This window comes from Verminephrobacter aporrectodeae subsp. tuberculatae, from assembly GCF_026127385.1.
Taxonomy (GTDB): Bacteria; Pseudomonadota; Gammaproteobacteria; order Burkholderiales; family Burkholderiaceae_C; genus Acidovorax; species Acidovorax aporrectodeae.
Genome location: NZ_QZCX01000001.1, coordinates 1,814,043 through 1,835,442, shown reverse-complemented (window position 1 = coordinate 1,835,442; position 21,400 = coordinate 1,814,043). Strand labels below are relative to the sequence as shown.

At 64.0% G+C, this 21,400-nt stretch carries 32 protein-coding genes; 5 read left to right on the top strand and 27 right to left on the bottom strand.

The genetic code is table 11. The annotated features are described in order from the left end of the window. Positions 1 to 2: 2 nt before the first annotated feature. Genes D5041_RS07970 through D5041_RS07960 form a run of 3 tightly spaced genes read right to left on the bottom strand, consistent with a single transcriptional unit; the run spans position 3 to position 2,881 of the window. Positions 3 to 683, bottom strand: a complete 681-nt coding sequence (locus tag D5041_RS07970) for an IS630 family transposase (RefSeq protein ID WP_265284006.1) — start codon at positions 681 to 683, stop codon at positions 3 to 5. Continuing rightward, positions 680 to 1,105 carry a helix-turn-helix domain-containing protein gene (locus tag D5041_RS07965; protein WP_265256950.1) on the bottom strand — a complete coding sequence of 142 codons (426 nt, stop codon included), beginning with the start codon at positions 1,103 to 1,105 and terminating at the stop codon, positions 680 to 682. The genes D5041_RS07970 and D5041_RS07965 overlap by 4 nt, the downstream gene beginning before the upstream one ends. A 42-nt stretch (positions 1,106 to 1,147) precedes the next feature. Beyond that, on the bottom strand, positions 1,148 to 2,881 hold the full coding sequence (locus D5041_RS07960) for a phage tail tape measure protein (protein WP_265284297.1): 1,734 nt from the start codon (positions 2,879 to 2,881) through the stop codon (positions 1,148 to 1,150). A 30-nt stretch (positions 2,882 to 2,911) separates the two neighbouring features. On the opposite strand from D5041_RS07960, the gene D5041_RS07955 reads away from it, so the two are divergent. Continuing rightward, on the top strand, positions 2,912 to 3,193 hold the full coding sequence (locus D5041_RS07955; protein WP_265284296.1) for a hypothetical protein: 282 nt from the start codon (positions 2,912 to 2,914) through the stop codon (positions 3,191 to 3,193). Positions 3,194 to 3,252: 59 nt separating this feature from the next. Here D5041_RS07955 and D5041_RS07950 read toward each other — a convergent pair whose 3' ends face one another. From D5041_RS07950 to D5041_RS07835, 24 genes are all read right to left on the bottom strand, one after another. After that, the gene (locus tag D5041_RS07950; RefSeq protein ID WP_265284295.1) at positions 3,253 to 3,558 is read right to left on the bottom strand and encodes a phage tail assembly protein; all 306 of its coding nucleotides are present in this window, start codon (positions 3,556 to 3,558) and stop codon (positions 3,253 to 3,255) included. 27 nt (positions 3,559 to 3,585) lie between these two features. Beyond that, a complete protein-coding gene (locus D5041_RS07945; RefSeq protein ID WP_265284294.1) occupies positions 3,586 to 4,110 on the bottom strand; it encodes a phage major tail tube protein in 525 nt (174 codons plus the stop codon). A gap of 2 nt (positions 4,111 to 4,112) precedes the next feature. Beyond that, positions 4,113 to 5,543, bottom strand: coding sequence for a phage tail sheath subtilisin-like domain-containing protein (locus D5041_RS07940; RefSeq protein WP_265284293.1), 1,431 nt, complete (start codon positions 5,541 to 5,543; stop codon positions 4,113 to 4,115). 3 nt (positions 5,544 to 5,546) lie between these two features. Continuing rightward, positions 5,547 to 5,774: a hypothetical protein gene (locus D5041_RS07935; RefSeq protein WP_265284292.1), complete on the bottom strand. Its 228-nt coding sequence runs from the start codon at positions 5,772 to 5,774 to the stop codon at positions 5,547 to 5,549. Continuing rightward, complete coding sequence (locus tag D5041_RS07930; protein WP_265284291.1) at positions 5,771 to 6,235, bottom strand: Gp37 family protein; 465 nt, start codon at positions 6,233 to 6,235, stop codon at positions 5,771 to 5,773. Before D5041_RS07930 ends, D5041_RS07935 begins: the two co-directional genes overlap by 4 nt. Then, the gene (locus D5041_RS07925; protein WP_265284290.1) at positions 6,235 to 6,669 is read right to left on the bottom strand and encodes a gp436 family protein; all 435 of its coding nucleotides are present in this window, start codon (positions 6,667 to 6,669) and stop codon (positions 6,235 to 6,237) included. Before D5041_RS07925 ends, D5041_RS07930 begins: the two co-directional genes overlap by 1 nt. Positions 6,670 to 6,672: 3 nt before the next feature. Further along, positions 6,673 to 7,005 carry a capsid cement protein gene (locus D5041_RS07920; RefSeq protein WP_265284289.1) on the bottom strand — a complete coding sequence of 111 codons (333 nt, stop codon included), beginning with the start codon at positions 7,003 to 7,005 and terminating at the stop codon, positions 6,673 to 6,675. After that, positions 7,002 to 7,373: a hypothetical protein gene (locus tag D5041_RS07915; protein ID WP_265284288.1), complete on the bottom strand. Its 372-nt coding sequence runs from the start codon at positions 7,371 to 7,373 to the stop codon at positions 7,002 to 7,004. Before D5041_RS07915 ends, D5041_RS07920 begins: the two co-directional genes overlap by 4 nt. 15 nt (positions 7,374 to 7,388) lie before the next feature. After that, positions 7,389 to 8,312: a major capsid protein gene (locus D5041_RS07910; RefSeq protein WP_265284287.1), complete on the bottom strand. Its 924-nt coding sequence runs from the start codon at positions 8,310 to 8,312 to the stop codon at positions 7,389 to 7,391. 10 nt (positions 8,313 to 8,322) lie between these two features. Then, the gene (locus tag D5041_RS07905) at positions 8,323 to 9,456 is read right to left on the bottom strand and encodes a peptidase (protein ID WP_265284286.1); all 1,134 of its coding nucleotides are present in this window, start codon (positions 9,454 to 9,456) and stop codon (positions 8,323 to 8,325) included. A 192-nt stretch (positions 9,457 to 9,648) separates the two neighbouring features. Further along, on the bottom strand, positions 9,649 to 10,101 hold the full coding sequence (locus D5041_RS07900) for a phage virion morphogenesis protein (RefSeq protein ID WP_265284285.1): 453 nt from the start codon (positions 10,099 to 10,101) through the stop codon (positions 9,649 to 9,651). Between the two features lie 113 nt (positions 10,102 to 10,214). After that, positions 10,215 to 11,372, bottom strand: a complete 1,158-nt coding sequence (locus D5041_RS07895) for a phage head morphogenesis protein (protein ID WP_265284284.1) — start codon at positions 11,370 to 11,372, stop codon at positions 10,215 to 10,217. Then, positions 11,365 to 12,825: a DUF935 domain-containing protein gene (locus D5041_RS07890; RefSeq protein ID WP_265284283.1), complete on the bottom strand. Its 1,461-nt coding sequence runs from the start codon at positions 12,823 to 12,825 to the stop codon at positions 11,365 to 11,367. Before D5041_RS07890 ends, D5041_RS07895 begins: the two co-directional genes overlap by 8 nt. Next, positions 12,822 to 14,345, bottom strand: a complete 1,524-nt coding sequence (locus tag D5041_RS07885) for a hypothetical protein (RefSeq protein ID WP_265284282.1) — start codon at positions 14,343 to 14,345, stop codon at positions 12,822 to 12,824. Before D5041_RS07885 ends, D5041_RS07890 begins: the two co-directional genes overlap by 4 nt. Further along, positions 14,342 to 14,887, bottom strand: coding sequence for a DUF3486 family protein (locus tag D5041_RS07880; RefSeq protein ID WP_265284281.1), 546 nt, complete (start codon positions 14,885 to 14,887; stop codon positions 14,342 to 14,344). Before D5041_RS07880 ends, D5041_RS07885 begins: the two co-directional genes overlap by 4 nt. Then, on the bottom strand, positions 14,887 to 15,198 hold the full coding sequence (locus D5041_RS07875; protein WP_265284279.1) for a hypothetical protein: 312 nt from the start codon (positions 15,196 to 15,198) through the stop codon (positions 14,887 to 14,889). The genes D5041_RS07880 and D5041_RS07875 overlap by 1 nt, the downstream gene beginning before the upstream one ends. After that, positions 15,191 to 15,568 carry a hypothetical protein gene (locus D5041_RS07870; RefSeq protein ID WP_265284278.1) on the bottom strand — a complete coding sequence of 126 codons (378 nt, stop codon included), beginning with the start codon at positions 15,566 to 15,568 and terminating at the stop codon, positions 15,191 to 15,193. Before D5041_RS07870 ends, D5041_RS07875 begins: the two co-directional genes overlap by 8 nt. Positions 15,569 to 15,583: 15 nt before the next feature. Next, the gene (locus tag D5041_RS07865; RefSeq protein ID WP_265284277.1) at positions 15,584 to 16,219 is read right to left on the bottom strand and encodes a hypothetical protein; all 636 of its coding nucleotides are present in this window, start codon (positions 16,217 to 16,219) and stop codon (positions 15,584 to 15,586) included. After that, entirely contained in the window at positions 16,212 to 16,349 is a 138-nt protein-coding gene (locus D5041_RS07860; protein WP_265284276.1) for a hypothetical protein, read from the bottom strand. Before D5041_RS07860 ends, D5041_RS07865 begins: the two co-directional genes overlap by 8 nt. Further along, on the bottom strand, positions 16,346 to 16,978 hold the full coding sequence (locus tag D5041_RS07855) for a transglycosylase SLT domain-containing protein (RefSeq protein ID WP_265284275.1): 633 nt from the start codon (positions 16,976 to 16,978) through the stop codon (positions 16,346 to 16,348). The genes D5041_RS07860 and D5041_RS07855 overlap by 4 nt, the downstream gene beginning before the upstream one ends. A 2-nt stretch (positions 16,979 to 16,980) precedes the next feature. Next, on the bottom strand, positions 16,981 to 17,325 hold the full coding sequence (locus D5041_RS07850) for a putative holin (RefSeq protein WP_265284274.1): 345 nt from the start codon (positions 17,323 to 17,325) through the stop codon (positions 16,981 to 16,983). Positions 17,326 to 17,701: 376 nt separating this feature from the next. Further along, a complete protein-coding gene (locus tag D5041_RS07845; protein WP_265284273.1) occupies positions 17,702 to 18,517 on the bottom strand; it encodes a hypothetical protein in 816 nt (271 codons plus the stop codon). A 113-nt stretch (positions 18,518 to 18,630) separates the two neighbouring features. Continuing rightward, positions 18,631 to 19,071, bottom strand: a complete 441-nt coding sequence (locus tag D5041_RS07840; protein WP_265284272.1) for a hypothetical protein — start codon at positions 19,069 to 19,071, stop codon at positions 18,631 to 18,633. A 2-nt stretch (positions 19,072 to 19,073) separates the two neighbouring features. Next, on the bottom strand, positions 19,074 to 19,490 hold the full coding sequence (locus tag D5041_RS07835; RefSeq protein WP_265284271.1) for a helix-turn-helix domain-containing protein: 417 nt from the start codon (positions 19,488 to 19,490) through the stop codon (positions 19,074 to 19,076). A gap of 100 nt (positions 19,491 to 19,590) precedes the next feature. On the opposite strand from D5041_RS07835, the gene D5041_RS07830 reads away from it, so the two are divergent. From D5041_RS07830 to D5041_RS07815, 4 genes are read left to right on the top strand one after another with little or no spacing between them, the layout of a single operon-like run. Next, positions 19,591 to 19,839 carry a helix-turn-helix domain-containing protein gene (locus tag D5041_RS07830; protein WP_265284270.1) on the top strand — a complete coding sequence of 83 codons (249 nt, stop codon included), beginning with the start codon at positions 19,591 to 19,593 and terminating at the stop codon, positions 19,837 to 19,839. Further along, a complete protein-coding gene (locus D5041_RS07825) occupies positions 19,836 to 20,027 on the top strand; it encodes a hypothetical protein (protein ID WP_265284269.1) in 192 nt (63 codons plus the stop codon). The genes D5041_RS07830 and D5041_RS07825 overlap by 4 nt, the downstream gene beginning before the upstream one ends. Positions 20,028 to 20,031: 4 nt before the next feature. Next, positions 20,032 to 20,340, top strand: coding sequence for a helix-turn-helix domain-containing protein (locus D5041_RS07820; RefSeq protein ID WP_265284268.1), 309 nt, complete (start codon positions 20,032 to 20,034; stop codon positions 20,338 to 20,340). A gap of 16 nt (positions 20,341 to 20,356) precedes the next feature. Then, positions 20,357 to 21,397, top strand: a complete 1,041-nt coding sequence (locus tag D5041_RS07815; RefSeq protein WP_265284267.1) for a hypothetical protein — start codon at positions 20,357 to 20,359, stop codon at positions 21,395 to 21,397. Positions 21,398 to 21,400 lie beyond the last annotated feature (3 nt).

Here is a 21,400-nt window from a genome sequence, read left to right as displayed (position 1 = left end):
AGTTATGAAACATAATGGCGTCCCAATTTTTCATCCGCATCCTGCCGCGTGAACTTCCACTCAATGGTTCGCCGCTGAGCGTTTCTAGCCTGCTGCCACGCATCGACTTCGTCTCGCAGAAATTCTCGACTGCCCATCCGTCGGTCCAAGCACTGACGACTCAGGACGCTGATTTCAACCTCGGCCATGTTCAGCCAACTGGCGTGTTTGGGGGTGTAGTGAAAGTCCACTCGGCGCAAGAGCTTGTCTGCCGCTGTCTTGCCCAGCACGTCCTCGAAGGACTTTCTGAAGTGTGTGTTCAGATTGTCCAAAACCAGATGAACCCGGCGCGCATTGGCGTAGTTGTTCGTCAGCAACTCTTGGACGAACGCTACGAAATCCACCTTGCACCGGCGTTCAGTCACCGTGACTACGCGCCTGCCTGCCTTGGGTTCGACAGCCACAAACAGATTGCTCGTGCCCTTACGCACATATTCGTAGTCCACCTTGGCAGGACTGCCCCGATCCATCGGCAGCGGTGCACGGCTGTGCTCGACGAGTTGAAGACTCTTCTCGTCGATGCAGATCACTGGCTCAGTTGCCCGCAGCGGCTTGGCGTACAGCCTAAGCACGTTGTACATGCGCCGCCGGTACTCTTGCGTCAGCAGGCCGATGCACCACATCACCCTGCGCCAGGGTTTCAAGTAGTTTTTTTTAGTATGCGTCGCACGGTATCCCGACCCATGCAACTGAGGCCAGGCTCTTGGCGTATAGCGTGTTCGAGCTCCATCAGCGTCCAGCGGTTGCGCCCCGAAGGAGGTGCCGAACAAGCCAGCGCCACCACCCGCGCTTCGTCGTCCGTGTCGTACTTGCAAGGCCCACCTGAGCGCTTCAAATCGAACAGCGCCAACGTTAGTCCACCTTCCAGATACGCCAAGCGTGTGCGCCACACAGTGGTCCTCCCTATCCCCAGCACGGCCATGATCTGGGACTCCGGAACGTTCTGATCTAAGCACCACAGCACATGCGCACGGTTGACCTCTCGCGAATGATGCAGTCCCTTGCTGCGCATCTTGCCCACCGTTTTGCGGTCTTTGTTGGTCAAGTGCAGTTCGGTCTGGCGCATAGCAACACCCCTGGTCATCAATTGGTGATCGCATGATTTTACTCATGTTCCATGAATCCTAGGCGTCGGTACTAGTGACAGTGCCCAGCCGCCCAGCTTGCCGAACCAGCCGGCGAGCTTGGCGGCACGTTCGGCGCCCATGCCGAAGAACTGCAACAGCAGGGAAAAGCGGGATGCGCCGCCGGCAACCAGCGCCCGGAAGATGGTGAAACGGCTGGAGAGAACGCCCCAGGCCGTGGCGACGGAATTGGCCGGTGCCAGGAACAGGAAGTTGCCCAGGAAACGCAGACCGAAAACGGCGGTGCGCATGGCGATCATGCCCCCGACCAGACCGACGATGCTGCGAAGCACAACGGGATTGGCCTTCGCCCACTCGCCAAAACTGCGCACCGTTGGGCCAAGCCCGTCGAGCGCGTCCGAGAGCGCCGGCAGGAAAACGTTGCCCACGGTGATCGCCACGTCTGTGATCTGCGTGGTGAAGCGCTCCCACGCCTTCTGCATGGTCTGCGCCCGCTTGATGTAGTCGCCGTCAATGGTGCCCAGCGCCTGCTGGCCGCCCATGTCCTTCTTGTTTTGCTGGTACTTGTCCCAGCCCTGGCGCATCGCGATCAGGTGATTGACCGTCTGGATGTCCTGGAACACCGACGACAGACCGAAGGACTCCATCAAGGCCCGCATCGCGTCCTTGTCGCCCTTGGCCCCGGCGGCCTCCCACTTCTTCATGAAGTCATCGCCCTTTTTGTCGATGAACTTCATGGCAATCATCAGTGACGATTCGTACTGGTTGTAGCCCGCCGCCACATACTCGGCCATCGACTCCTCGTAGGCCACGCCCGCCTTCTCGAAATGATCCTTGGTGGTTTTGACGTTCATGTGCGACAGCCAATTGGTGAGGTTGGTCACCGCCTCTCCAGGCGTGCCTGTTGCGCCCATGCCAACTTCCAGACTGGCCACGATTTGCGTCAGCGCCTCCTGGCCCTTGATACCCTTGGCCGCGAACTGCGCCGCCAGGGTCGGCAGAGAGCCGGCCATGTCTTTCAACTCGAAGCGCCCCAGCTTGGCACCGAAAGCCGCCCGGTTGAGCGCTTCCTTCATCTGTGCCTCGCCCTGGATGCCCAGCGTTTGCGAGAGGGAGAACATCATCTTGGCCAGATCGTTCATCTCGGCATTGGTCGCCGTAGCCGCCTTGCCCAGCAGCGCGGAGAGCTTGCCCGCCTCATTGGCGTTCATGCCCGAGGCCACCAGGGTACTGACGCCCCGAACGATCGCCTCGTGTGACTGATTGGTGGTCAGCGCGGCCTGGCGCATCGCTTCGCCCAGGGCAATTTCTTCCTTGGCCTCGAGATTGCCGGTGATGGCGATGTCGCGCAGGCCGGCCTCGAACTTGGCGGCCTGTTTGACCGATGCGAGCAAAGGTGCGCCCACGGCCACCGCCGTGGCGGCGCTCTCCTTCATACCGGCCCAATGTTCCTGCCGGGCGTTCTTGAGTTCTACCCCCTTGGCCATACTCGCCGCCAGCGCCTCCTGTTTCTGGCGCAGGGTGTCGAGGGTGCGTCCCAGCTTCTCGTAGTCGCGGTTGATGGCCGCCAGCGTGCCGCCGCCGAGCTTGCCCATCGCCCGTTGCATGGCCTCGCCCATCTGGTCGTGCTGCTGCTTGAGTTTGGCCGTCGTGGCGCCCAGCGCGTCCAGCGTGCGCTTGGCGCCGCCGAACACCGCCATGTAGGAGCCTTGCAGCACGGCGCCGATGGCGACACTGACCAACAACTCTTTCGCCATCAGAAACTCCCTTCGCTATACTGCAAAATCATGAACGCCACTCCCAATCCCAATCCCAAAACCGACGACATCGGCGCCACCATCGGCGCCGTGGCGCAATTCATTGGCGCAGCCGTCGCCTGCATCGGGCTGGTGCTGTGGGCATGGAGTCTGGCGGCCGGCAGCATCCTCGGCTTCGTCCTGCTGTTCCTGCTCGGGGCGCTGTTCGTCGCGCCGCTGGTGGCCTGGGGCCTGCCCGCCGTAGCGCTGGCGGCGGGGCTGATCGCGCAAGGCGTGGTCGCCCTCATCCATTGGCGCCGTTCTCGCGCCTGATCTGCGCGCTTGCTTCGTCGACCCAGCGGCAAAACTCTGCGACCGTCAGCCGGTCGATTTCACTCGGTTGGAACCGGAACCACCGCGCCAGCAGCGACGCCCCCGTCCACAGCGTTGCCGGTGATACCCAGCACGTCCAGAAATCGGCCTTTCAGCACTTGGTAGTCGGCGGCGTCCATTTCGTCGAGGTCTTCCGGCACCAGGCTGGCCATGCGCGCCACGCCCAGCAACTCCATTTGCGCCGGATTGCCATTGGCCTGGTCGCTGATGGCCTTGATGTCGCGCACCTTCAGGCGCCGCGTCGTGACGATCTCGATTTTCTGGCCGGTCTGGGTGGTGAAGGGGAATTTCAGTTTGATTTCCATGATGAGCTTCCGTGTGGTTTTGATAGGTCAACCGCCAATGTTTCTGCGGTAGTCGGCCAGCATGTCCTCGCCGCCGACGCGAAAGATGTTTGCCAAGTAGTCCAGCTCCAGCATTTCTTCTGCATTGACCACTTGCTTGATATAAGTGGCCGAGAAGGCCGAGCCGAATTCGGCGTTGTCATGCTGCTTGTAGGTGCCCAGCGGGTTCTTCTTGAACATCACGGTCAGGAAGGTGACCAGGCTGACTTCCTGGATGCGGCCCTGCGCGCCGTAGGTCTCGATGCTGGAGCGGCACTGCAACTGCACCGCCTTGAATGGGTTGGCCACGGTCTTGGCCACGTCCGTGTACAGCGAGTTCCACTTGATCTCGCCTTCGAGCTTGTCAAAGCCCGCGGGCAGTTCGATCTTGCCGACCATGCCCAGCGCCTTGTGCTCCTGCATGATCGCCGAAATGTCGGGCAGCTTGATTTCCTCGGCGCGCCCGAGCAGCGAGTTGCCGTTCACGTAGATGTTGGCATTGGTGATGCGGTTGATTTCAATCTTGCCGGCCATGATCAGTTGCCTCCCTTGAGCGTCAGCAGGTATTCCGAAGTGATCTCGGTCTCAAACGTCAGACGCTCCAGCGGCGGCGGCGGGGTGTACTTGTAGCTGATCAGCAGATGCCCATTGGCCAGCTCAGTCTCCTCGTTGCGCGCCGGATCGAACCACGCCTTGAAGCCCAGCAGCGCGCCGTCGCCGATCAGCTTGCGGCCGTAGCCGTTGACCGACTCCACCAGGGCATCGATCAGCGCCTGGCTCAGCGGCATGTCGATGAACTGCTGGCTGAAGTAGCGCAGCGACTCGTTGATCACGTCGCCCGTGCGGCGCACGTTCTCGAAGTTGCGCATGTGGCTGACGCTCGGCCATGCCGCGGTGCGATTGCCCCACAGCCGAAAGCCCGTGCCGTAGCTCGAAAACACCGTGGTGATGCCCTGTTCGTTGAGCAGGTTCACTTCCGACTGCGGATCGTCGATCATCGCCGAGAGTTGGCGCTCGACGCCGGTCACTCCGGCCAGTTCCTGGTTGGAGCTGGACCACCAGAAGCCCTTGTCCAGATCGACCTTGGCGCGCAGACCCGCGGCGCGCGCCGACAAGGGCTCCAGGCGCTCGGCGTTGCGCACCGGGTCGTACACCTTCACATGCGGATAGCACAGCCGGACGCGATCGCTGGAGGTGTTGAAGTTGATGCTGCCTGCCGATCCGCGACCTGCCAGTGCCTGGGCGTAGGTGGTGCCGATCGGCGCGTCGATGTAGGCCACCGCGTCCAGTTGGTTGGCCATTGCGATCATTTCGGTCGCCACCGAATTCTGCGTGCAGAAGGCCGGGGCGATCAGAATCTTGGCGAAGAAGCCGAACAGGTTGTAGGTGTCCTTGAGCGCCTTCAGGCCCGTGCGCACGCCGGCTGCGTCGACGGCGCCGATGATGTCGGCCACCGTGACCTTGGTCGGGTCGGCGTAGTCGTAGCTGGCTTTGACGCTGGCACTGGCCACGATGCGCCCGCCCTTGACACGGGTCAGTGCACCGGTGAGCGTGTCCGCCGTGTAGTCGGTGCCGGGCGCGTAGATGGTCGCGCCGTCGTTGCTCTTGACCACCAGGGCGGCCACCGCGCCGTGGGCGAGCTTCGCGCGGTCGGTGGATGCGTCAAAGGCAATGCTCTCGGACGCCACGGCCGTTTTGTGGGTCGCGGGGTCGAGCACGTTGATCACGATCACCGTGCCGGCACCGTGGTCGTAGATCGCATCGAGTGCTTGCGGGATGGTAAAGCCCGCAAGCTGCGAGCCGAACGCGGCAGCATCCTTCTCGGACAGGGTCAGGGTGGCGCTGTTGACCGCGCCGATCGGCGCGGTGCCGATCAGGCCGATCACGGCCGACTTCACCGCGCGAACGGGACGCTTGCCTTTTTCGACCTCGATGGTCTCCACACCATGCAGGTAGTTTGCAGCCATCGCTCACGCTCCTTTCGCTGCGGGTTCATCGGTGCCGGCGCTGGTGCGCGTCGGCGTCCTGGCGGCCGGCTTGACCGGGGTCAGGTGACCCAAAGCCAGCAGCGTCCTGGTGTACTCGTGCTCTTGCGGCAACTCGACCTCGGCGCCGGGGTGGAGCATCACTTCTTCCTGGGCTTCTTCGCCCTTTTGCAGCGTCACGCCGCTGATCGGCCCGATGTAGCAGTATTTCATTGGCTTTCCTCGTAAGTAACCAGGGTCAGGGGTGTTTCGGTGTTGACGTCGGCGTTCTCGATCTGCATGGCCTCGGAGGCCACATCCACGGCGTACTGCCAAAGGCCGGCCGCCTCGCCCAGGAACTTCTCGGACACGATCCAGACCTTGCGGCAGTCCGGCGGGCGAAAGCCCACCAGCGCCTGCCGCACTGCATCGAGCACGTCGACGGCGCCACCGCGGCCATTGAGCTGGCGCAGGATCACCGTGATCGACAGCTTCACGGTGCGTGGCTGGGCGATGTAGGTGACATCGACGGTCGTGCTGAATTGGCTCCCCAGATAGCTCACCAAGAGCGCGCCTTTGGGGTGATTGAGCCGGTATTGCGCCGGCTGCTCGGGGAAATACTCAACGGCCAACTGGGGGAGCTTGACCTTCAGGTGCTCCACCACGGCGTCGATGATCTGCAAGGTTGTGGCCATCAGTAGCGCACCAGCAGGTCAGAGCCGAAGTGGCGCGTGCGCGCCCGCACCTTCATCTCGCCCGGCTCCGGGGCGGCTTGCCCGGTCGGCACGCCGAGCGTCAGCCTGGCGTCGCGGATCGCTTCGAGCATCTGCAGCGCCGCCTTGTACGTACGCGTGACCGCTTCGGGAAAATCGCGCCCTTCGGGCCGCCGGGCATACAGCCAGTGCCGCGCCAGATTGACCGTCATGTCCTTGACGGTGGACGGCACCGGGTCGAGCGGCAGACTGTAGCGTCCGCGCAGATGGGCATCGACCAGCTCTTGCGCCTGCCTGACGGATTCCTCGATCACCGCCTGGTTCATGGCGGTGGCCGCTTCGTCGTCATTGGAGAGCCAGATGAGCGTCTGCGGCGGGATGGCCAGTTGCAGGTCGGCCAGCGCGCAGTACCGCATGGCTCAGATGCCCCGAACGATGCGGATCACGTCACCGGCAGCCGCAGCCGCGTCCCAGGCAACCCCATTGGCCACACCTTCGGACTGGGTGATCGCCCGGCCGTTGGCGTCGGACTCGACCTGGGCACCGGCGGCGATTGCGGCGCCGGCCTGGACCAGGATCGAGCCCAGAACGTTGGCCGGTGCCACGCCTGCATTCTCGGTGTCGGCCTCGACCACGCCGAGCGCCCTGGCGCCGGCCGCGCAGACGTTGCCGTCAAAACCGACGAAGTGGCGACGGGTCAGGTCGGCGGCGGCGATCACCGAAGTGGTCAGGATCACTTGTTGCGGCTTCATTTCTTGCCTCTTTCTGCTGTGTCGCCAGCCTTGTCTTTACCACCGGCGCTTTTCTTGATGTCGTCGGTCTTTGGCTCTTCGAGCGGAGCCACAGGCTCCGGCCAGCGCCCGATCCTGGTGGCTTGCTCGTCGTCCAGGTCGATCTCGCGGCCCTGCGGGCTTTCTGCTGCGTCGCCAGCCTTGTCTTTGCCATCGGCGCTTTTCTTGATGTCGTCGGTCTCCGGCTCTTCGAGCGGAGCCACAGGCTCCAGCCAGCGCCCGAGCTTGGCGGCTTGCTCGTCGTCCAGGTCGATCTCGCAGCCCTGCGGAAAGCGCTTGCCGTCGTGGTCCAGGTCAATGCCGTGCACGCGGCAGGTTTGGCGGTTCATGGCTTGCCTCATGCCTTACACGTTGGTGTCGCAGATCAGGTAGCCGGCGTCCGCGCCCACCACCACCGGCTTGTAGACGTCGGTGTGGCGCACGAAGCGCACCTTGCCGCCCTCGGCGTCGTACTTGTCCGTCTCCGGCATGCCCTTCTTGCGCAGGGTGTAGCCAAAGGACGGCTCCTCGTAGTCGGCCGCGCGGTCCGCGCCCGGTCTGCTCACGTAGGCGAGGATCAGGTTGTCGCCCCACACGTCGCCGGTCGCGCTGTCGCCGGCAAGGGCCTCGCCGACGAAGATGTCGTTGATGCCGAACAGCACGCGCAGGTGCTCCAGGGTGACCAGCTTGCGCTCGGTGCTGCCCAGCGCGGCCTGCAACTTGGTGTGAAACTTCAGCGACTGATAGACCGCCGCACCCATCACGATGGTGTTGGGGCGAATGCCGATGCGGCTGCGCACGACTTCCTTGCCGGCCTCGATCACCGCCACCGGATCGCCCCCGTTATTGCTCCACTGGCTGGAGCCGGACAGCGCGACCTTGCCGCCGGCCAGATAGGTATTGGCGTTCTGCGCCAGGGCGGCACAAGCCCACTCGCAGCGCAGATCGATCGCATCCTTGACGCGCTTGGCCGCACGGGCCTCGGCGTCGAACATCGATTCCTGCTGCTCGCGGTAATCCACCGGGTAGGCCAGGTCGTGCTCGCGCAACACGACGTCGATGGTGTCGATGTCGTCGGGCGTCATCACGTTGGACTTGGCGCGGATGGCGCGCTCGGTCTCCCAAAGCCGAAAGGCTTCCTTGCCGAACAGCGGCACCACGGCGCCCTCCTTGTCCACCAGAGCGACCGGGAACAGCGATTGCCCGATGTACTGCGCGTTGCGATAGCCGCGCGCGATGTTGGTCAGTACCGGATCGACGACCCGCAGTTGTCTGAGACGATCAGCCATGTCGGCTCCTTCAGTTGATTCCGTTGGAAATAAGTTGGCGGGCGGCCTGCTCGTAGGGAATGCCCTTTTGCGCGGCCAGCTCGGCGGCGCGCACATGCAGGTTGAGGCGCCCGGGGTCGGTGGACTTCTCGGCAAACTCGGCGACATGCATGTCACCGCCCTTGCCGGACCTGCCCTTGGTCGCGCTCTCACCAAACTCGACCACCTGGCGCATGTCGCCCAGGAAGGACTTGAAGGCACCGATCAGCGGCTGCCTTGCGTCGCCCTCGCCGAACTCCAGCGCGCTTTCGCCATCGGCAAAATCGAGAAAGGCGACCACGGCATCCTTGTGCCTGGGTGCGAGCCTGCCTTCGCTGACGAGCTGCTCGGCGTAGGTCAGGTGTTCGGCGTGGCGCTGGGTCGCAGCGGTCGTTTTCTGCTGGGCTTGGGCCTGCGCCAGTCTCTGTTTCAACTGGGCGTTTTCGGCCTCCAGCGCGGCTTTTTCCTCGGGTGTCACTGCAGGGCTCTCCTCATGCGGTTGGTGGGTCGTGGAAGCGGGATCAGCGAACGCGGCGCGCGCAATGTCGTCGTCCTGGCGCGCGGCTTCGCGGATGGATTCGATCTGCCAGTCGGGCGTGACCTGGTCGGCGACCTCCTGGCCAAACTTGGCCAGCAGCCACTCGCGCATCCGGCGCCACAGGCCGGCATCGGTCTGCATGCCCCAGTCGCCGAACTCGACCACGCCGTCCTCGGCGTCGGCGAACTCGGCCGGCTTCAAGCCCTTGACCGCCGGCGGCTGCGCGCCCAGAAAGCCGACGTGGCGCAGGTAGTAGACGCCGGGCACCGGGTTGTTGGGCGCGTCGGGCACATAGAAGCTGGCGCTGATCTTCTTGTAGCGGCCCGCGGCCACCAGTTCGGCGAAATCCGCGTCGATCTGGTGCGTCTGGGCGCTCAGGCCATCGGCATCGCAGGCCAGCGACTTCACCCAGCCGTAGGCCGGGGTGTCGTTCCTGGGGTGTCCGACGACGATCGGCGCCTCATGCTTTGCCAGGTCGTAGGCGCGGGCGCTGGCCGCGAGGTCCGCTTCGGAAAACTCCAACGCCAGACCCGACATCGCAACCTGGCGACCGGGCTTGAAGATGTGCAGTCGTTTGCTCTCGTTCATGTCGCCATGATCGGCAGACTGCGGCAGCGGGTCTTTTAATCGGCTTTACATTCAGCGCGCCGAAGAAGAAAACGCGCGCGCAGCCACGGTCCGCCCGACTGCGCGCAAAGCCTTTATAAACCTCCGCAACGCGCCGATCAGCACAGCGTGCCACCGTGGCATGTCCCGGGCCTTCTAACGCCTTCAGCGCGGCTAAACGCCGGCCGCCGTTTTGAGGTGCCGCACGATGGTGTCGAGGACTTCTTCTTCGTCCGCCTTCGACAACCCGACAAAGGGCCGCGCCGGGATGTCACCCCACAGGTGCCCGAACGCGCTTTTCTGGCCACCGAACTGCTGCATCGCAGCGTATTCCTTGCTGCTGCCGACCACCACGTGCGTGCGTCCGGCGTCGTAGTGGATTTCGGTGGCCAGCAGCCTGGTCTCGCCGATCAGGGGCTTTGCGCCTTTCTTCCTGGCCAGCGTCACGGGCCGGTTCTCTGCCCAGCGCGCGCCGTCCGGCCCCCGGCTTTCCTCGAAGCGGTCGCGGGTGCTGTTGATGAGGGTCTCGCCTATGTCCTTGAAGGCTGTCGTGAGGTTGCGTCCGGCCCACTCCAGATGGGTCAGCGCCCGCTCCAGCGCAGCGGTGGAAATGGTGATTACGATCATGGTTGTGGCTTTACAATGAAAGTGATCCGGCCGTCGTAAATTCGCTTACGAACCCTTTCCCTTCGGGGATTGATGAGGTCTGGCGGGGAGAGCGTGCCCCGCGGCTGGATCGCCTATCTGATGCGGGTGCCCGGTTTTGACCGGGTACCCGATTCGTTTCTGAAGAGCGTCAGGAAGTAGTTCTTCCTGCCATTGAGCGTGCGCTTGAGGGCCGCGCGGTAGGTCACGCCGTCGATGGCAAGGTAGGCCAGCCGCGTCTCACCCTGCTTGTAGACCTCGCCTTTGTCGAGGATCGTCTGAATCTTTCGGTAGTCGGCCAGCGTGATCTCCGGGTGCCGCGCGACATGCGCGGCCAGGCTGTCCTGCGACAACAGCACCACGCTCGATTCAGCGCCCAGCGCGGCGCGGTCAACAGGCAAGAGCACCGCGATCGGGAACTCCCCCGCCAAATCGCCGCCGAAGAAGCGGTCAAAAATGCGGCTCTTGACCAGGGCTTCAACGTTCAGGCGCGCAACCGCGGTGTCCAGCGTCTCCAGCCGGTTCTGCCGCGCCGCCAACGCGGTTTCGGCCGCGGCCCTGCCGGGCGCGTAGTCCCAGCCGTATTGCACGCCCTTGGGCAGTTCAATGGTCTCGCCGGTGGCAGGCACGGTGTAGGGCACGACGGCGTCGTCTGGCGCGCGGTCCGGGCCAGTCTTTCCCAGGCGCTGCAAACCGCGCTCATTGAGGGTTTCGATGCTGCACTTGCAGCCCCAGCCGTTGGGCGGGTAATGCGTGTTGAACCACGGATCGCCGGCCGGCAGGACCGTGTCGTGCCAAGCCTTGTGCGCCAGGCGCGGGTGTTCGATGCTGCGGTGCACGTAACGCCAATACGGCCGCGCGGCCATCACCTGGGGGTCGGTCATTTGCGCCCAGCGCCCGGCCTGGTAGCTGGTGCGCAGGTTGGTCGCGTAGATGACGTGCGTGCGCCAGGCCACGCCGCGCCTGGTCGCCTCGCCGGTCCAGCCGGTCCAGCCATGGCGCCGAACCGTGCGCTCAAACTCGCCGCGAAACCACTGGATGCTCTTGCCTTGGTCAATGGCCTGCCCGATCGCGTCGCGCAGGTCGGCCACCAGGTCGGCCTTCATCGCCCCGGCGACGACGAAGGCCCGATCGTGCTGCTCGCGCAGCATGTCGTCCCAGCGCTCGGAGGGCAGGTTGAGCTTGTTGCGAAAGAACGCGGCTTGCTCGGCGAAGGGCCGGGCGAAAACGCCGCGCAGACCCCGCTCAGGCATCGCCCTGCACCTCGGCGCGCCCGGCCAGGTCAGTGCACGCGAACGCCAGCGCCATCACCTTGGACAGGCCAGCTTCGTCGAGCTCGGCAAACTCGACCAGCAGAGCCTCTTGCAAGCCTTGCAAGTCGCTCGCAGCGTCGATGCGCCGGCGCACGCGGCTGAGCCAGTCGTCCAGCGTGGGCTGCGCGGCCTGCTCCAGCAGCGCCGCGGCGCCGTCGGCATAGTCAGGATCGCTCTCGGCAAAGTCCTCGGCGCGCGGCGGCGCTGCCTGCGCGATTTCGTCTTCATTCAAACTGTAGGCGCGCATGAAGTAGGCGCGCGTGAGCCGTGCTCCGGCGCGCGTGAGGATTTCATCGCGCTGCGCCTGCACCATGTCCACTTCCCGCTGCTCCCACATCTCGAACACGGGGCGCGCGTCGTCGTTGAAGTTCAGCGCGCAGACCCAGCGAATCAAGGTGTTGAAGGCTTCCTGCACGATGGCCTTGTCACCGTCTCGAATGTCGCGCGTCACCTCCAGCCCGGCCCGCGCCGAGGCGTGGGTGGCGCTCGCTTCGGTGGTCTGGTTCTGGCCCAACAGCGCGATCGACACCTCGGATCGACAAAAGTGCAGCAGCCGCTCGTAGACCTCGGCGCTGCCCGTCTTGCCCGCCGCTTCCTTGATCTCGACGCTGGAATCGTCCGGCACCACCGCCACCGCGTCCTGCACCATGTCTTCCAGGCAGTCGAGCAGCAGGCTGGTCTCACTGTCCGAGGCGCTGCGCGGGTGCTTGCCTATCACCCAGGGTGCGCCGTATTTCTCGGTGAACTGCACCCAGAACTTGAGGCCGCCTTTCTTGAAGGTCGTCGGCCAAAAGCACATCGACATGTCGGCAAACCCGTAGGGGTTGTCGTAGCTGGCGTCCTGGCGCGGCACGAGGAATTTGCGCGGCGGCAGTTCCTCGCCCTTGATCGGGTCTTGCCTGGTGCGCAGGCGCAGCAGGTTGTCTGCGTCGTACACGAACCAGTCGGCGGGCTTGCCGACGATGTCGATCGGCACCAGGTAGCCGCCGACCTTGCCCCACATCACTTCCATCGGCTGGTAGCCGTAGAGCACGGCGTCGAGCATCTCGGTAATGATGCGCGACAGGTCCAGGTCAGCAAAGATGGCCTCGACCGACCTGGCCACGCGGCCCTTGGCCCGGCCACGGTCCAGACCCCATTCGAGGCTCTTCACGGCCGCCTTGCGGCGCCGGATGCAGCCGCCCACGTGCGCGTCAGCGCGCAGCTCGCGGTAGACCTTGATGTCCCGGCCCAGCGCCTTGAGCACCGGGTCCGGGTTGGGCAGGTACATGCCCAGCCCGGCGAAATCGATGCTGCGCCCGCGCGTGGCAATCTGCGCGGACAGCGATTTTTCCGGCTCGCCGAACTGGACGAATTCGTGGGGGCCGACCCAGATGCCTTTGGCTCTCATCATTGATACCCCTGCATGATTGCGCCGCCGCTGCGGCGCTGGCGCGATTTCACCTTCACCGGGCCTTTGTTGATCTCACGGCTGGCAAAGTAGGCCAGCGCCACCGCAACCGCGGCATCACCGTGGCGCCGGCCCTTGTCCTCACCGGTCGTCCGGGTCTCGGGAATGCGCGGCACGCCCCGGATGACCTGTACCGCGCGCAGGTCAGCGAGTACGTCGGCGTCGCGCGGCAGGCCGTCCAGGGTGCCATCCTCCAGCGCGGCCTTGAGCGCAGGCATGTGTTCGCGATACCAGGACTCGGACAGCATCACTTGCTGGATGCGCGACGCCCCATAGCGCTGCATGGCCACCTCGGCCAGGAACTGACCGTTGCCCCGCGCGTCGAACGCGCCGCCGGTAAAGCGCGGCAGGCGGTCGATCAGGTAGAAGGCGATCTGCTCTTGCTGGCGAAACGGGACGTTGCGCAGTTCAACCAAGAAGGGCACCCGGCGCACCAGGTTGTGCTGCTGGATCAGCGGTACATGCACGCTCAGGTCGCCGCTGCGGCCAAAGTCTTCGCCATTGAACGAGATCGCGTCCACCGGCAGGCGCGCCAGCAACGGCGCCATGTGGGCCTGCAGCCAGTCGTGGCACTCGGCAGCGCGCACAGGGTCGGGCAGCAGCTCGAAGCCGGCCTTGCATTCCCAGCGCAGCACCGGTGTGTCAGCGGACATGCGCGATTCGATCAAGGCGCGCGACAGCCAGGCGCCGCCCGAGTGGGCCGGCACGCAGTCGAGTTCCTCCGCGGCGCCATCGCCGTAGAAGGCATAGACGCCGGCCATCCAGGCCGCCTCCTCGGCGAGCGTCGATTCCTTGCCCAGGCGCAGGCAGACGCGGCGGTACAGGCCATCGGCCACGGCCTCCTGGAAGGTGACCCGATGCACGCTGCCCCGGCGCTTGCCCGAGCGGATGTCTTGCACCAGCGCATTGAACGGGTTCTCCGCACCGTTGTGCGTGGAGATGACGCGCACCCGCCCACCCCAGATCAGCATGGCCAGCGCCGCCTTGAGCAGCTCGTCGAGCTGCTCGTGAAACGCCGCCTCGTCGATCACGATCGTGCCTTGGCGCCCGCGCAGGTTCGCCGGGCGGCTGGTCAACGCGACGATGCGAAAACCCGAGGCCGGAAAACGGATCGTGAATGTCTTGATGTTCCTGTCCGCGTCCTCGTCTTCCCAAAAACCCTCTTCGATCTGCGAGGCCGCGTGGTTGAACGCCCGCGCCCACATCGCGCACGCCTGGATGTACTCGACGGTCATGTCCTGGTTGTACGCAATGTAGTAGACGTTCTGCCCACCCGCCGGGCGCCCGGACGCAGCCGTCAGCACGTCGTCGGCAGCCTCGCCCCAGGTCAGGCCCGTGCGGCGGCTCTTCTCGATCACCTTCAGCGGCGATTTGTCCGCGACCCAGCGCTGCTGGTAGCCCATCAGCACGACCGGAGCTTCGGCCATGGCCGTGTCGGGCAGGCGCGCGGCAATGCTGCTCATGCGGCGATGCCCAGGATTTCTCGGCGCAACTTCTCGACGGATTGCGCCGACAGGCCGCCCTTCTGGGCAATCTTCTCAACGTTCGCCGCGGCCACCTCGGCACGCGCCTGGACCTCGAGCCGAAACTTCTTCTGATTCACACTCGCGCGCGCCAGCGTGGCAATGTTCTTGGCCGCGCAGGACAGCAGGCCAATGCGTTTGGCCGGATCGATGTCTTCGTCGCTCGCCTCTTGCAGGTTGATGATCGAATCGAACATCTCGCTTTGCACCAGCGCGATCATCGCTTCGGAGCGCGCGTCCTGGTCGTCGGACGCGCCCTCGGTGAGCAGGCGGGCGACCTCGGTGCTGGCCCGGATCGCGGCAAAGCGGCGCTCGATCTTCTGGCCATGGCGATGGATCGCGCTCTTGCTGATCGCGTACCCGCGCTCGCGCAGCATGTCTTCCAGCGCCACGTAGCCACCAAAATTGCTCTGCGCCAGTGCACGTTCGAGCCACCGCCGCACTTCCTCGGGCAGGCCCTCGATGCTCGAGCGGCGCGCCATCACGCGCTCCAGTACTTTTCTGGCCGGGCGACGCCAGGCTCGCAATCGATCGTGTACTCGGCCATGTCGACGCCGTAGCGCGTCAGATCGGCAAACCAGGCGCCCGATGGCGTCTTGTTCACGTCAACCAGCCTGCGGTCGGCCAGGTAGTCCAGCTCGCGGCGCATTTCCAGCGCCGTGGCGTCCGGGTAGATTGCGCGCATCACGTCAAGCAAAAACTGCTCGCTGCTCGTGTGCGGCCGGGCTTTGTCCAAGGTGTTTATAAGATTCCAGCGCATGGACTCGCGCCGAACTTTTGCATGGTCAACCATGGTGCGATCCCTTCATTTGAACGACTTCGAGCTTGTTGTAGAGCGCGTCGAGCTTGGCTTCAATCACGCTTTGGCCTCGAACGTAGTCCTCGCGGCGCACGTAGTGCAGCGGCAGCTCGGCCTGGAATCTCAGGAATTCGCGCTCGACGTTGCGCAGCAGGTCGGTCTCCCGCCGGTACCCCTCCAGGTGCTGCACAAAGGTCTCGCGCCATGTCGCCTGGCCTTCCTCATGCGCCTCTTCGATCGTCTCAAAACGCTCGTTCAAACGCCGGTCGATCTGCGACAAAAACAGCTTGCCGGCCGCAAAAAGGAAGCCGAGAAACGCGATCAGCAGCGTAATCAGCTGCCAAAATTCCACTTGTACGGTCATGCGCTCGGTCCCTATTCAGCGGTATTCATCCGCGGCCTCCTGGCTGCGATCAATCAGGCGATTCACCTGGGCGTCGAGGTTGCGGCAGCGCTCGCCGTAGTCGGCGATGTGGGCCAGGATGTCGGCCTGGCTGAGTCCTGCGTCGCGTAGCCAGGCGTCAGGGGCCGGGGCGGCTTCGGCCGTTGCGCCAGCTCCGGCGGCAGCGGCGCCCGTGTCAGCGGCGGGCAGGCCAATGGCCCCGATGGCGCCGTTGTACTCGCGCACGAAACCAGCAGTGAACACGGCACGAGGCAAGGGCTCAGGCGCTGCGCCAGGAGCCGGAACATAAACAGTAGTGACATTCGGAATTCTCCTGAGCACGGATCGTTTTTCCTGCGCGTGTACAGCCTTCTCGTCGACCATTTGCTGCGCCAGCCGGTGGCCGCGTTCGACTTCAGCGACCAAGCGCAGGCGCGCCTGGTCGGCCGCTTTGGCCAGCGCCACGGCATGCACGCGCTGCAACTCGGCCAAGGCAGCCTCGCCGCGCGCCCTGGCCAGGCGCTGGCCGAACCCATAACCCGCGCCACCGGCCACCACGGCCGCGACGCCCGCGAGCACCAGAGCGCTCAGCACGGCGTTCAGCCGATTGGTGATGAAGGGCGTGTCAAACATGGCGCGCCCTGCGCCCGGCGGTGCGAACACCGCAGACGCAGCCCTGGCGGATCAGCAGCGCCGGCACGTAGCCCCGCGCAAAGGACAAGCGCAGCACAAAGTTCAGCAGCAAGAACAGGTAGCCCATCATGCGCAGCTCCCTGGCCCCCAACCGGCGGCCACGTAGCGCGGCTCGAAGCTGCGCAGGATCAGGCGCGGATAGCCCCGGTTTTCCTGGAACGCACCCGCGTGGCGGCCCGCATTGAAGCGCTCGACCTCGTCGAACCACCGCGCGCTGTCGGCCCCTTGTGACGCAGCCAGTTTCTGGTCGCGCCAGACCCAGCCCAGCCCGCCGTTGTAGGCAGAAAGCGTCATGGCCATGCGCTCGCACGCTGTGCTGGCTCTGATGCGATCCCACAGGTGGCGGTCATAGGTCACCAGCGCGCGCAGGCCCCAGCCCGCATTGAAGGGCTGCCTGGCAGCCAGCACCGGGTAGGCTGCAGCAATCCAGTCGGCGGTCGCAGGCATGAACTGCGCAATGCCCTGGGCGCCGACCGGGCTGATGGCATCAGGGCGCCAGCGGCTTTCCTGATGCACCTGGCCGGCGAACGTGGCTACCGGGGCATCAAGGCCCCACACGGCGCGGGCATTGCGCGTCAGGTCAGCGCGGTGCCTTTGCGCACCGGGCGCAATGTCCGCGGCCGCCGCGTCCCGAATGCCCGGCAGGCCAGCGACCACCAGGGCCAGCAGGTAGCCGAATTGTTTGACGCAGCGGCGCATGTTCACAGCCCCAGCGCCACGCCGATCACCACGGCGCCAACGATGATCGCCCGGCGCAGCATGGCGGCCGCAAACACCTGGTGGTAGCCTGGGGAGACTTGGTAGTCGGCGTCCAACTCGCAGGCGCCGCCGGTGTCGCGCCAGTGGTGTTGCAGATACCCGTCGGGCCGGGCATAGGGGAACAGCGAGCGGTCGAGCCAGTAGGCAACAACCGCCGCCAGGCTGATCAGGGACAGCTTGTACAGCGCCACGGGCAACTGCTGCGGGGAAATGAGCGCGATCGCAATGATCAGCAACAGGGCGGTCAAAAACCACCCTGCCATGCGCGGAATGCGTGTCAGCGTCATGCGCTACCTCCTGCGGGTTGAAAGTCGGATCAGCGCCAACCGAACCCGCGACACCAGGCGCATGCCAGCATCTTCGCGCCAGCATGCGGATCGGGTCTTTTAATCTGGATTAGAGAGCGCAGCGTGCCTGGACGCCGTCCCGACATCCAAAGCGCCCGGACCTCCCAGGAGCCGCAAAACTCCGGACCGTCCGGAATTTCAAACGGGCCTTTGTCAAAGAAATCAATGACTTAGAGGAAGGCGGACTCCGGACGGTCCGGAGTTTTGCGGCTCCTGGGAGGCTCAAGCGCTTGATAGATCAGGTCGATGAGGACCAAAGTTGCCGACGTCGGCAACTTTGCCCGTCCGGAGTCTGTGGCGCCGATGCCACTGGCATTTAGAGCGCGCGCGCGGGCGTCTTGCAATGGGCCGGCTTGGGCTTGTCCACCATTTCGCCCGTCTGTTTGTCCACCTCGAAGACGGTCAGACAATCGCGACCGCCGAACTTCCTTTGCAACTCCGCATCTTCGGCCGCAATAGCCGCCTTGATTTGGCTGTCGGTTGCCTCGAGTTGCTGCTCGCACTTCTGCTTTTCCTTGTGATACCTGGCTTCGCCCTGGCGCACGTATTTCATGCTGTCTACTGTTCGTTCGTGCGTCACGATGGCCGACAACTGCTGAAGTGTCATGGCTGCAGTTTGACAGTACGAGAAATGCTGGCGATGGTCGTCAGGCTGGCGCTCAATCATCGTGGGCCATCGCCCAAGTTCCTCCACCAGCGGCCGCCATACGTGCCTGGTAATGCCTGACTGGTCGCCAAGCTGAATGCCATCCATCAGGGACTCTTCAGCCTCGTTGATGACTTGCAGAGTACCTTCGGCGAACAAACGCGCCTCTGCCAGATCAAGCGGTTTTTTGGGCTCCGGTGTGTCTGGTTTGTCAGCCGAAGCGGGAGGTGCGGCCAGGGAACTTGGCGTTGATGCCTGCGGTTTGACCTCCTGGACAACCTCGGACGGTGCGTCCTCCGGTGCGATCCATGCCGCAACGATAAAGGCAATCCCTGCAATCAGCAAGCCTCCTATCAACAGTTCAATCCGCTTGGGAATCTCCCCCGTCTTTTTGTCCTTGAAGGTGTTCGGAGCAACGACACCTGCGACTGTCACCAGGAGCATCAGCAATCCCAGCAGCCCAATCAGTACAGCTAAAATCGACATTCACAACCTTCCTTCCTGTTCTTGCTGGAAATTCAACACCCGCTTTCGGGCATTGTTTCTTCCCGTGGCAACTGCGCTACGCTGCCCACGGCAGAGCGCTCGCGCAGTGCCCTCTACGTGCCATTCGGTGGCCCGTTTCGTTCACGCCGCTTGGTTGGATCATCGCACGCACTTCCTCGGCGAGCGATGATCGTCTCGACATACCTGCGCACCCGAAACACCTGATCGGGCTGCAGTTCAATCACCATGCCGGTGCCGAACTCCCTGCGCATAAATTCCAGCACCTTGATGCGCGCAGGTTTGTCCAACTGGTCCATGAGCGCAAGAACGTCGCGTTGAGCCGCAGTCACAACAGCAGGCACTTGACTGGCCTTGTTCCGTGCGACCGATGCTGCCGTGGGCGAGTCGCCGTAGAAATGATGGTGTACTTGCGTGACGCTGTGAACGCTGCCACTCACTTGGCCCACATGCACGGTGCCGCTACCGCTACTTTGGTGTTGTTGCGACGTCAACCGCTTGATCCAGTTGCGTAGCCATTTCGGAATCCATCCCACGTTTATTTCCGTCGTTTGGTCGGTGTGTTGCCCACGCCTCCAATGTGGATGGCACCATGCCCGCTGCTGTGCTGGCTATGCGTGCCGCCAACGTGGGTTGCTGACGCGGCTGTGGTGGCACCAACCAAGGCACCAAGCGCGGCCCGGCGGACCTCTTTCGAGGCGTCACGGAAGTACTCCAGCAGTAGCTTTTCTTCAGCTGACAAGCCGCTGCCACGCTGTCCAGTCAAGACGAATTGACTATCAATTCCCGTGCCTTTCACGAGCGCGCCCAGAAGGTCGGCCGTCAGGCGCTTGCGGCCGCTGAGGACATCGCGCAGGCCTTGCGAATCACTCTCCCCGGCATCTCTCGCTGCCCGGGCGGCAGAGAGCCCATGTGCCTCCAGTTCTGCACGCAATCGATCGTGTATTTTTTCCACACAACACCCTTGACAATGTGGATTTGTTCCACAAAAATGCGGCTCAACGCAGAAATTTTCTGCCACCACCTAAACAAGTTTAGTCGAAAGGTAACAGCTCATGCATCCTGAGCAAATCAAAGCGGCAATCCGCATGCAGGGCACCACTCCTGCGGCCATTGCCGATTCGCTGGGCGTGTCGCGATCGATGGTTTCGCACGTCATCAGCGGTGCCGCCAAATCGGCACGTATTGCTGACCACATTGCCCGGTTGGTGGGCAAGCCCGTCACCGTGCTGTGGCCGCCCAAGCCGCAAACCAACACTGGCCTGCGCCGCATCAAGCCTGCCGCTGCGAGGACCTCGGCATGAGCGCCAAGACGCCCCCCGTAGACGCCGTGCGTGCCACGCTGATGTGCGCCGTCATCAAACGAAAAACGGCGGGCCACGAGGTCGGCGGCAAGCCGCACGGGTGCACCGCCGCCTTCACCGGTTGTGTGCTGCCCACATCGCCGACCTGCCACGACCGCGATGCACGGCCTGACCTCTCGACGGAGTGACGCGGTGAGCAAGCAAGACGAGGATCGCGGAGCGGCAATCAAAGTTCTGGATGTGCTCGATGCGCTGTCGGGCCATGCCGTGCGCGGGGTATCGAACACGGCGCTCTCCAGACAACTGAACCTGACCGCCAGTGCCGTCACCCGCGCCATGGGCGTGCTGACGGACAAGGGCTGGGCGCGCAAGGACGAAGCCACTGGCCACTTTCACCCGACGCCCCGGATGGGCCGGGTGTTTGGCCGGGTACTGGCTGACTTGAACCGCGCTGAACAGGTGCTTGCCGAAATCCGGCACAACTTTACCCGCACAGACTAAGCAGGAGAACACCACGATGGCTCGACCCGCCAAAACCCTTCCCGTCCCGGCCGATGATGGCTTTGATGCGCAGCGTCTTGAACAAGCAGGGCTTGCTGCCCAGCAGTTGGGGCAATTGCAAGGCGCCTACAACGATGAACGCGACCTGGTCAACCAGCTCTTTGGGCAGGCACAGATGGCCGGCATGTTCGAGGAATTTTCCCGAACCGTCCGGACTTCCAAATTGGCCTTTGTCAAAGAAAACAAGCTGTATCAACAACTTAGAGGAATGCGGACTCCGGACGGTACGGAGTTTTCCGGCACTTGGGGGGATTTCTGCAGCCTGCTCGGGCGCTCAGTGGATCAAGTCGATGAAGACATCAAAAATCTTCACACCTTTGGCGAAGAAGCCCTGGAAAGCATGTCGTGCCTGGGAATCGGGTACCGCGAACTACGCCAGTTCCGCAAGCTGCCCGCTGACCAGAAAACCGCGCTGATCGAAGCCGCAAAGACGGGCGACAAAGACGGCTTGCTGGAACTGGCCGAAGACCTGATTGCCAGGCAAGCCAAGGAAAAGGATTCGCTGACCCGGCGCGCCGAGGACGCCGAGGCCGACCTGCAAGCCCGCTCGCGTGTGCTGGACGACAAGAACAGCAAGATCGACCAACTCACTGCGGAGTTGGCGAAGGTCAAAAAGCGTGTCAAGGCGCTGCCAGCGGCCGATGTTGGCGAGGAAATCCGCAAGGAGGTGACGATGCTGGCCGCCCAGGCCGAGGTGGGCATCCGCACCATGCGCGCCGGCCTGCAGGCACTCGCCGAGCACACCGAGGCGCACGGCATCGACCACGGTGACTTCACTGCCGGGCTGATCTGCCAGTTGGAGCTGACTTTGCGCCAACTGCGCGGTGAGTTCGACGTGAAGACAGCGCCCGATGGCGATGACACGCCCGAATGGATGCGCCCCGGCGCCTCGCAAGCGGCGGCTGCCCGCGTGGCGGCAGACATGGCCGCCTCTGGTTGGAAGCTCGATGCCGAGGGCCGAATGGTTCCGGCCGACACCAAGAGCGTGGGCGCCTGATCC

Coding starts and splice junctions, on each gene's coding strand:
- D5041_RS07965 (WP_265256950.1), bottom strand. CDS start 1,105: ATGCGCCAGACCGAACTGCACTTGACCAACAAAGACCGCAAAACGGTG.
- D5041_RS07960 (WP_265284297.1), bottom strand. CDS start 2,881: ATGGCGAAAGAGTTGTTGGTCAGTGTCGCCATCGGCGCCGTGCTGCAA.
- D5041_RS07955 (WP_265284296.1), top strand. CDS start 2,912: ATGAACGCCACTCCCAATCCCAATCCCAAAACCGACGACATCGGCGCC.
- D5041_RS07950 (WP_265284295.1), bottom strand. CDS start 3,558: ATGGAAATCAAACTGAAATTCCCCTTCACCACCCAGACCGGCCAGAAA.
- D5041_RS07945 (WP_265284294.1), bottom strand. CDS start 4,110: ATGGCCGGCAAGATTGAAATCAACCGCATCACCAATGCCAACATCTAC.
- D5041_RS07940 (WP_265284293.1), bottom strand. CDS start 5,543: ATGGCTGCAAACTACCTGCATGGTGTGGAGACCATCGAGGTCGAAAAA.
- D5041_RS07935 (WP_265284292.1), bottom strand. CDS start 5,774: ATGAAATACTGCTACATCGGGCCGATCAGCGGCGTGACGCTGCAAAAG.
- D5041_RS07930 (WP_265284291.1), bottom strand. CDS start 6,235: ATGGCCACAACCTTGCAGATCATCGACGCCGTGGTGGAGCACCTGAAG.
- D5041_RS07925 (WP_265284290.1), bottom strand. CDS start 6,669: ATGCGGTACTGCGCGCTGGCCGACCTGCAACTGGCCATCCCGCCGCAG.
- D5041_RS07920 (WP_265284289.1), bottom strand. CDS start 7,005: ATGAAGCCGCAACAAGTGATCCTGACCACTTCGGTGATCGCCGCCGCC.
- D5041_RS07915 (WP_265284288.1), bottom strand. CDS start 7,373: ATGAACCGCCAAACCTGCCGCGTGCACGGCATTGACCTGGACCACGAC.
- D5041_RS07910 (WP_265284287.1), bottom strand. CDS start 8,312: ATGGCTGATCGTCTCAGACAACTGCGGGTCGTCGATCCGGTACTGACC.
- D5041_RS07905 (WP_265284286.1), bottom strand. CDS start 9,456: ATGAACGAGAGCAAACGACTGCACATCTTCAAGCCCGGTCGCCAGGTT.
- D5041_RS07900 (WP_265284285.1), bottom strand. CDS start 10,101: ATGATCGTAATCACCATTTCCACCGCTGCGCTGGAGCGGGCGCTGACC.
- D5041_RS07895 (WP_265284284.1), bottom strand. CDS start 11,372: ATGCCTGAGCGGGGTCTGCGCGGCGTTTTCGCCCGGCCCTTCGCCGAG.
- D5041_RS07890 (WP_265284283.1), bottom strand. CDS start 12,825: ATGATGAGAGCCAAAGGCATCTGGGTCGGCCCCCACGAATTCGTCCAG.
- D5041_RS07885 (WP_265284282.1), bottom strand. CDS start 14,345: ATGAGCAGCATTGCCGCGCGCCTGCCCGACACGGCCATGGCCGAAGCT.
- D5041_RS07880 (WP_265284281.1), bottom strand. CDS start 14,887: ATGGCGCGCCGCTCGAGCATCGAGGGCCTGCCCGAGGAAGTGCGGCGG.
- D5041_RS07875 (WP_265284279.1), bottom strand. CDS start 15,198: ATGGTTGACCATGCAAAAGTTCGGCGCGAGTCCATGCGCTGGAATCTT.
- D5041_RS07870 (WP_265284278.1), bottom strand. CDS start 15,568: ATGACCGTACAAGTGGAATTTTGGCAGCTGATTACGCTGCTGATCGCG.
- D5041_RS07865 (WP_265284277.1), bottom strand. CDS start 16,219: ATGTTTGACACGCCCTTCATCACCAATCGGCTGAACGCCGTGCTGAGC.
- D5041_RS07860 (WP_265284276.1), bottom strand. CDS start 16,349: ATGATGGGCTACCTGTTCTTGCTGCTGAACTTTGTGCTGCGCTTGTCC.
- D5041_RS07855 (WP_265284275.1), bottom strand. CDS start 16,978: ATGCGCCGCTGCGTCAAACAATTCGGCTACCTGCTGGCCCTGGTGGTC.
- D5041_RS07850 (WP_265284274.1), bottom strand. CDS start 17,325: ATGACGCTGACACGCATTCCGCGCATGGCAGGGTGGTTTTTGACCGCC.
- D5041_RS07845 (WP_265284273.1), bottom strand. CDS start 18,517: ATGTCGATTTTAGCTGTACTGATTGGGCTGCTGGGATTGCTGATGCTC.
- D5041_RS07830 (WP_265284270.1), top strand. CDS start 19,591: ATGCATCCTGAGCAAATCAAAGCGGCAATCCGCATGCAGGGCACCACT.
- D5041_RS07825 (WP_265284269.1), top strand. CDS start 19,836: ATGAGCGCCAAGACGCCCCCCGTAGACGCCGTGCGTGCCACGCTGATG.
- D5041_RS07815 (WP_265284267.1), top strand. CDS start 20,357: ATGGCTCGACCCGCCAAAACCCTTCCCGTCCCGGCCGATGATGGCTTT.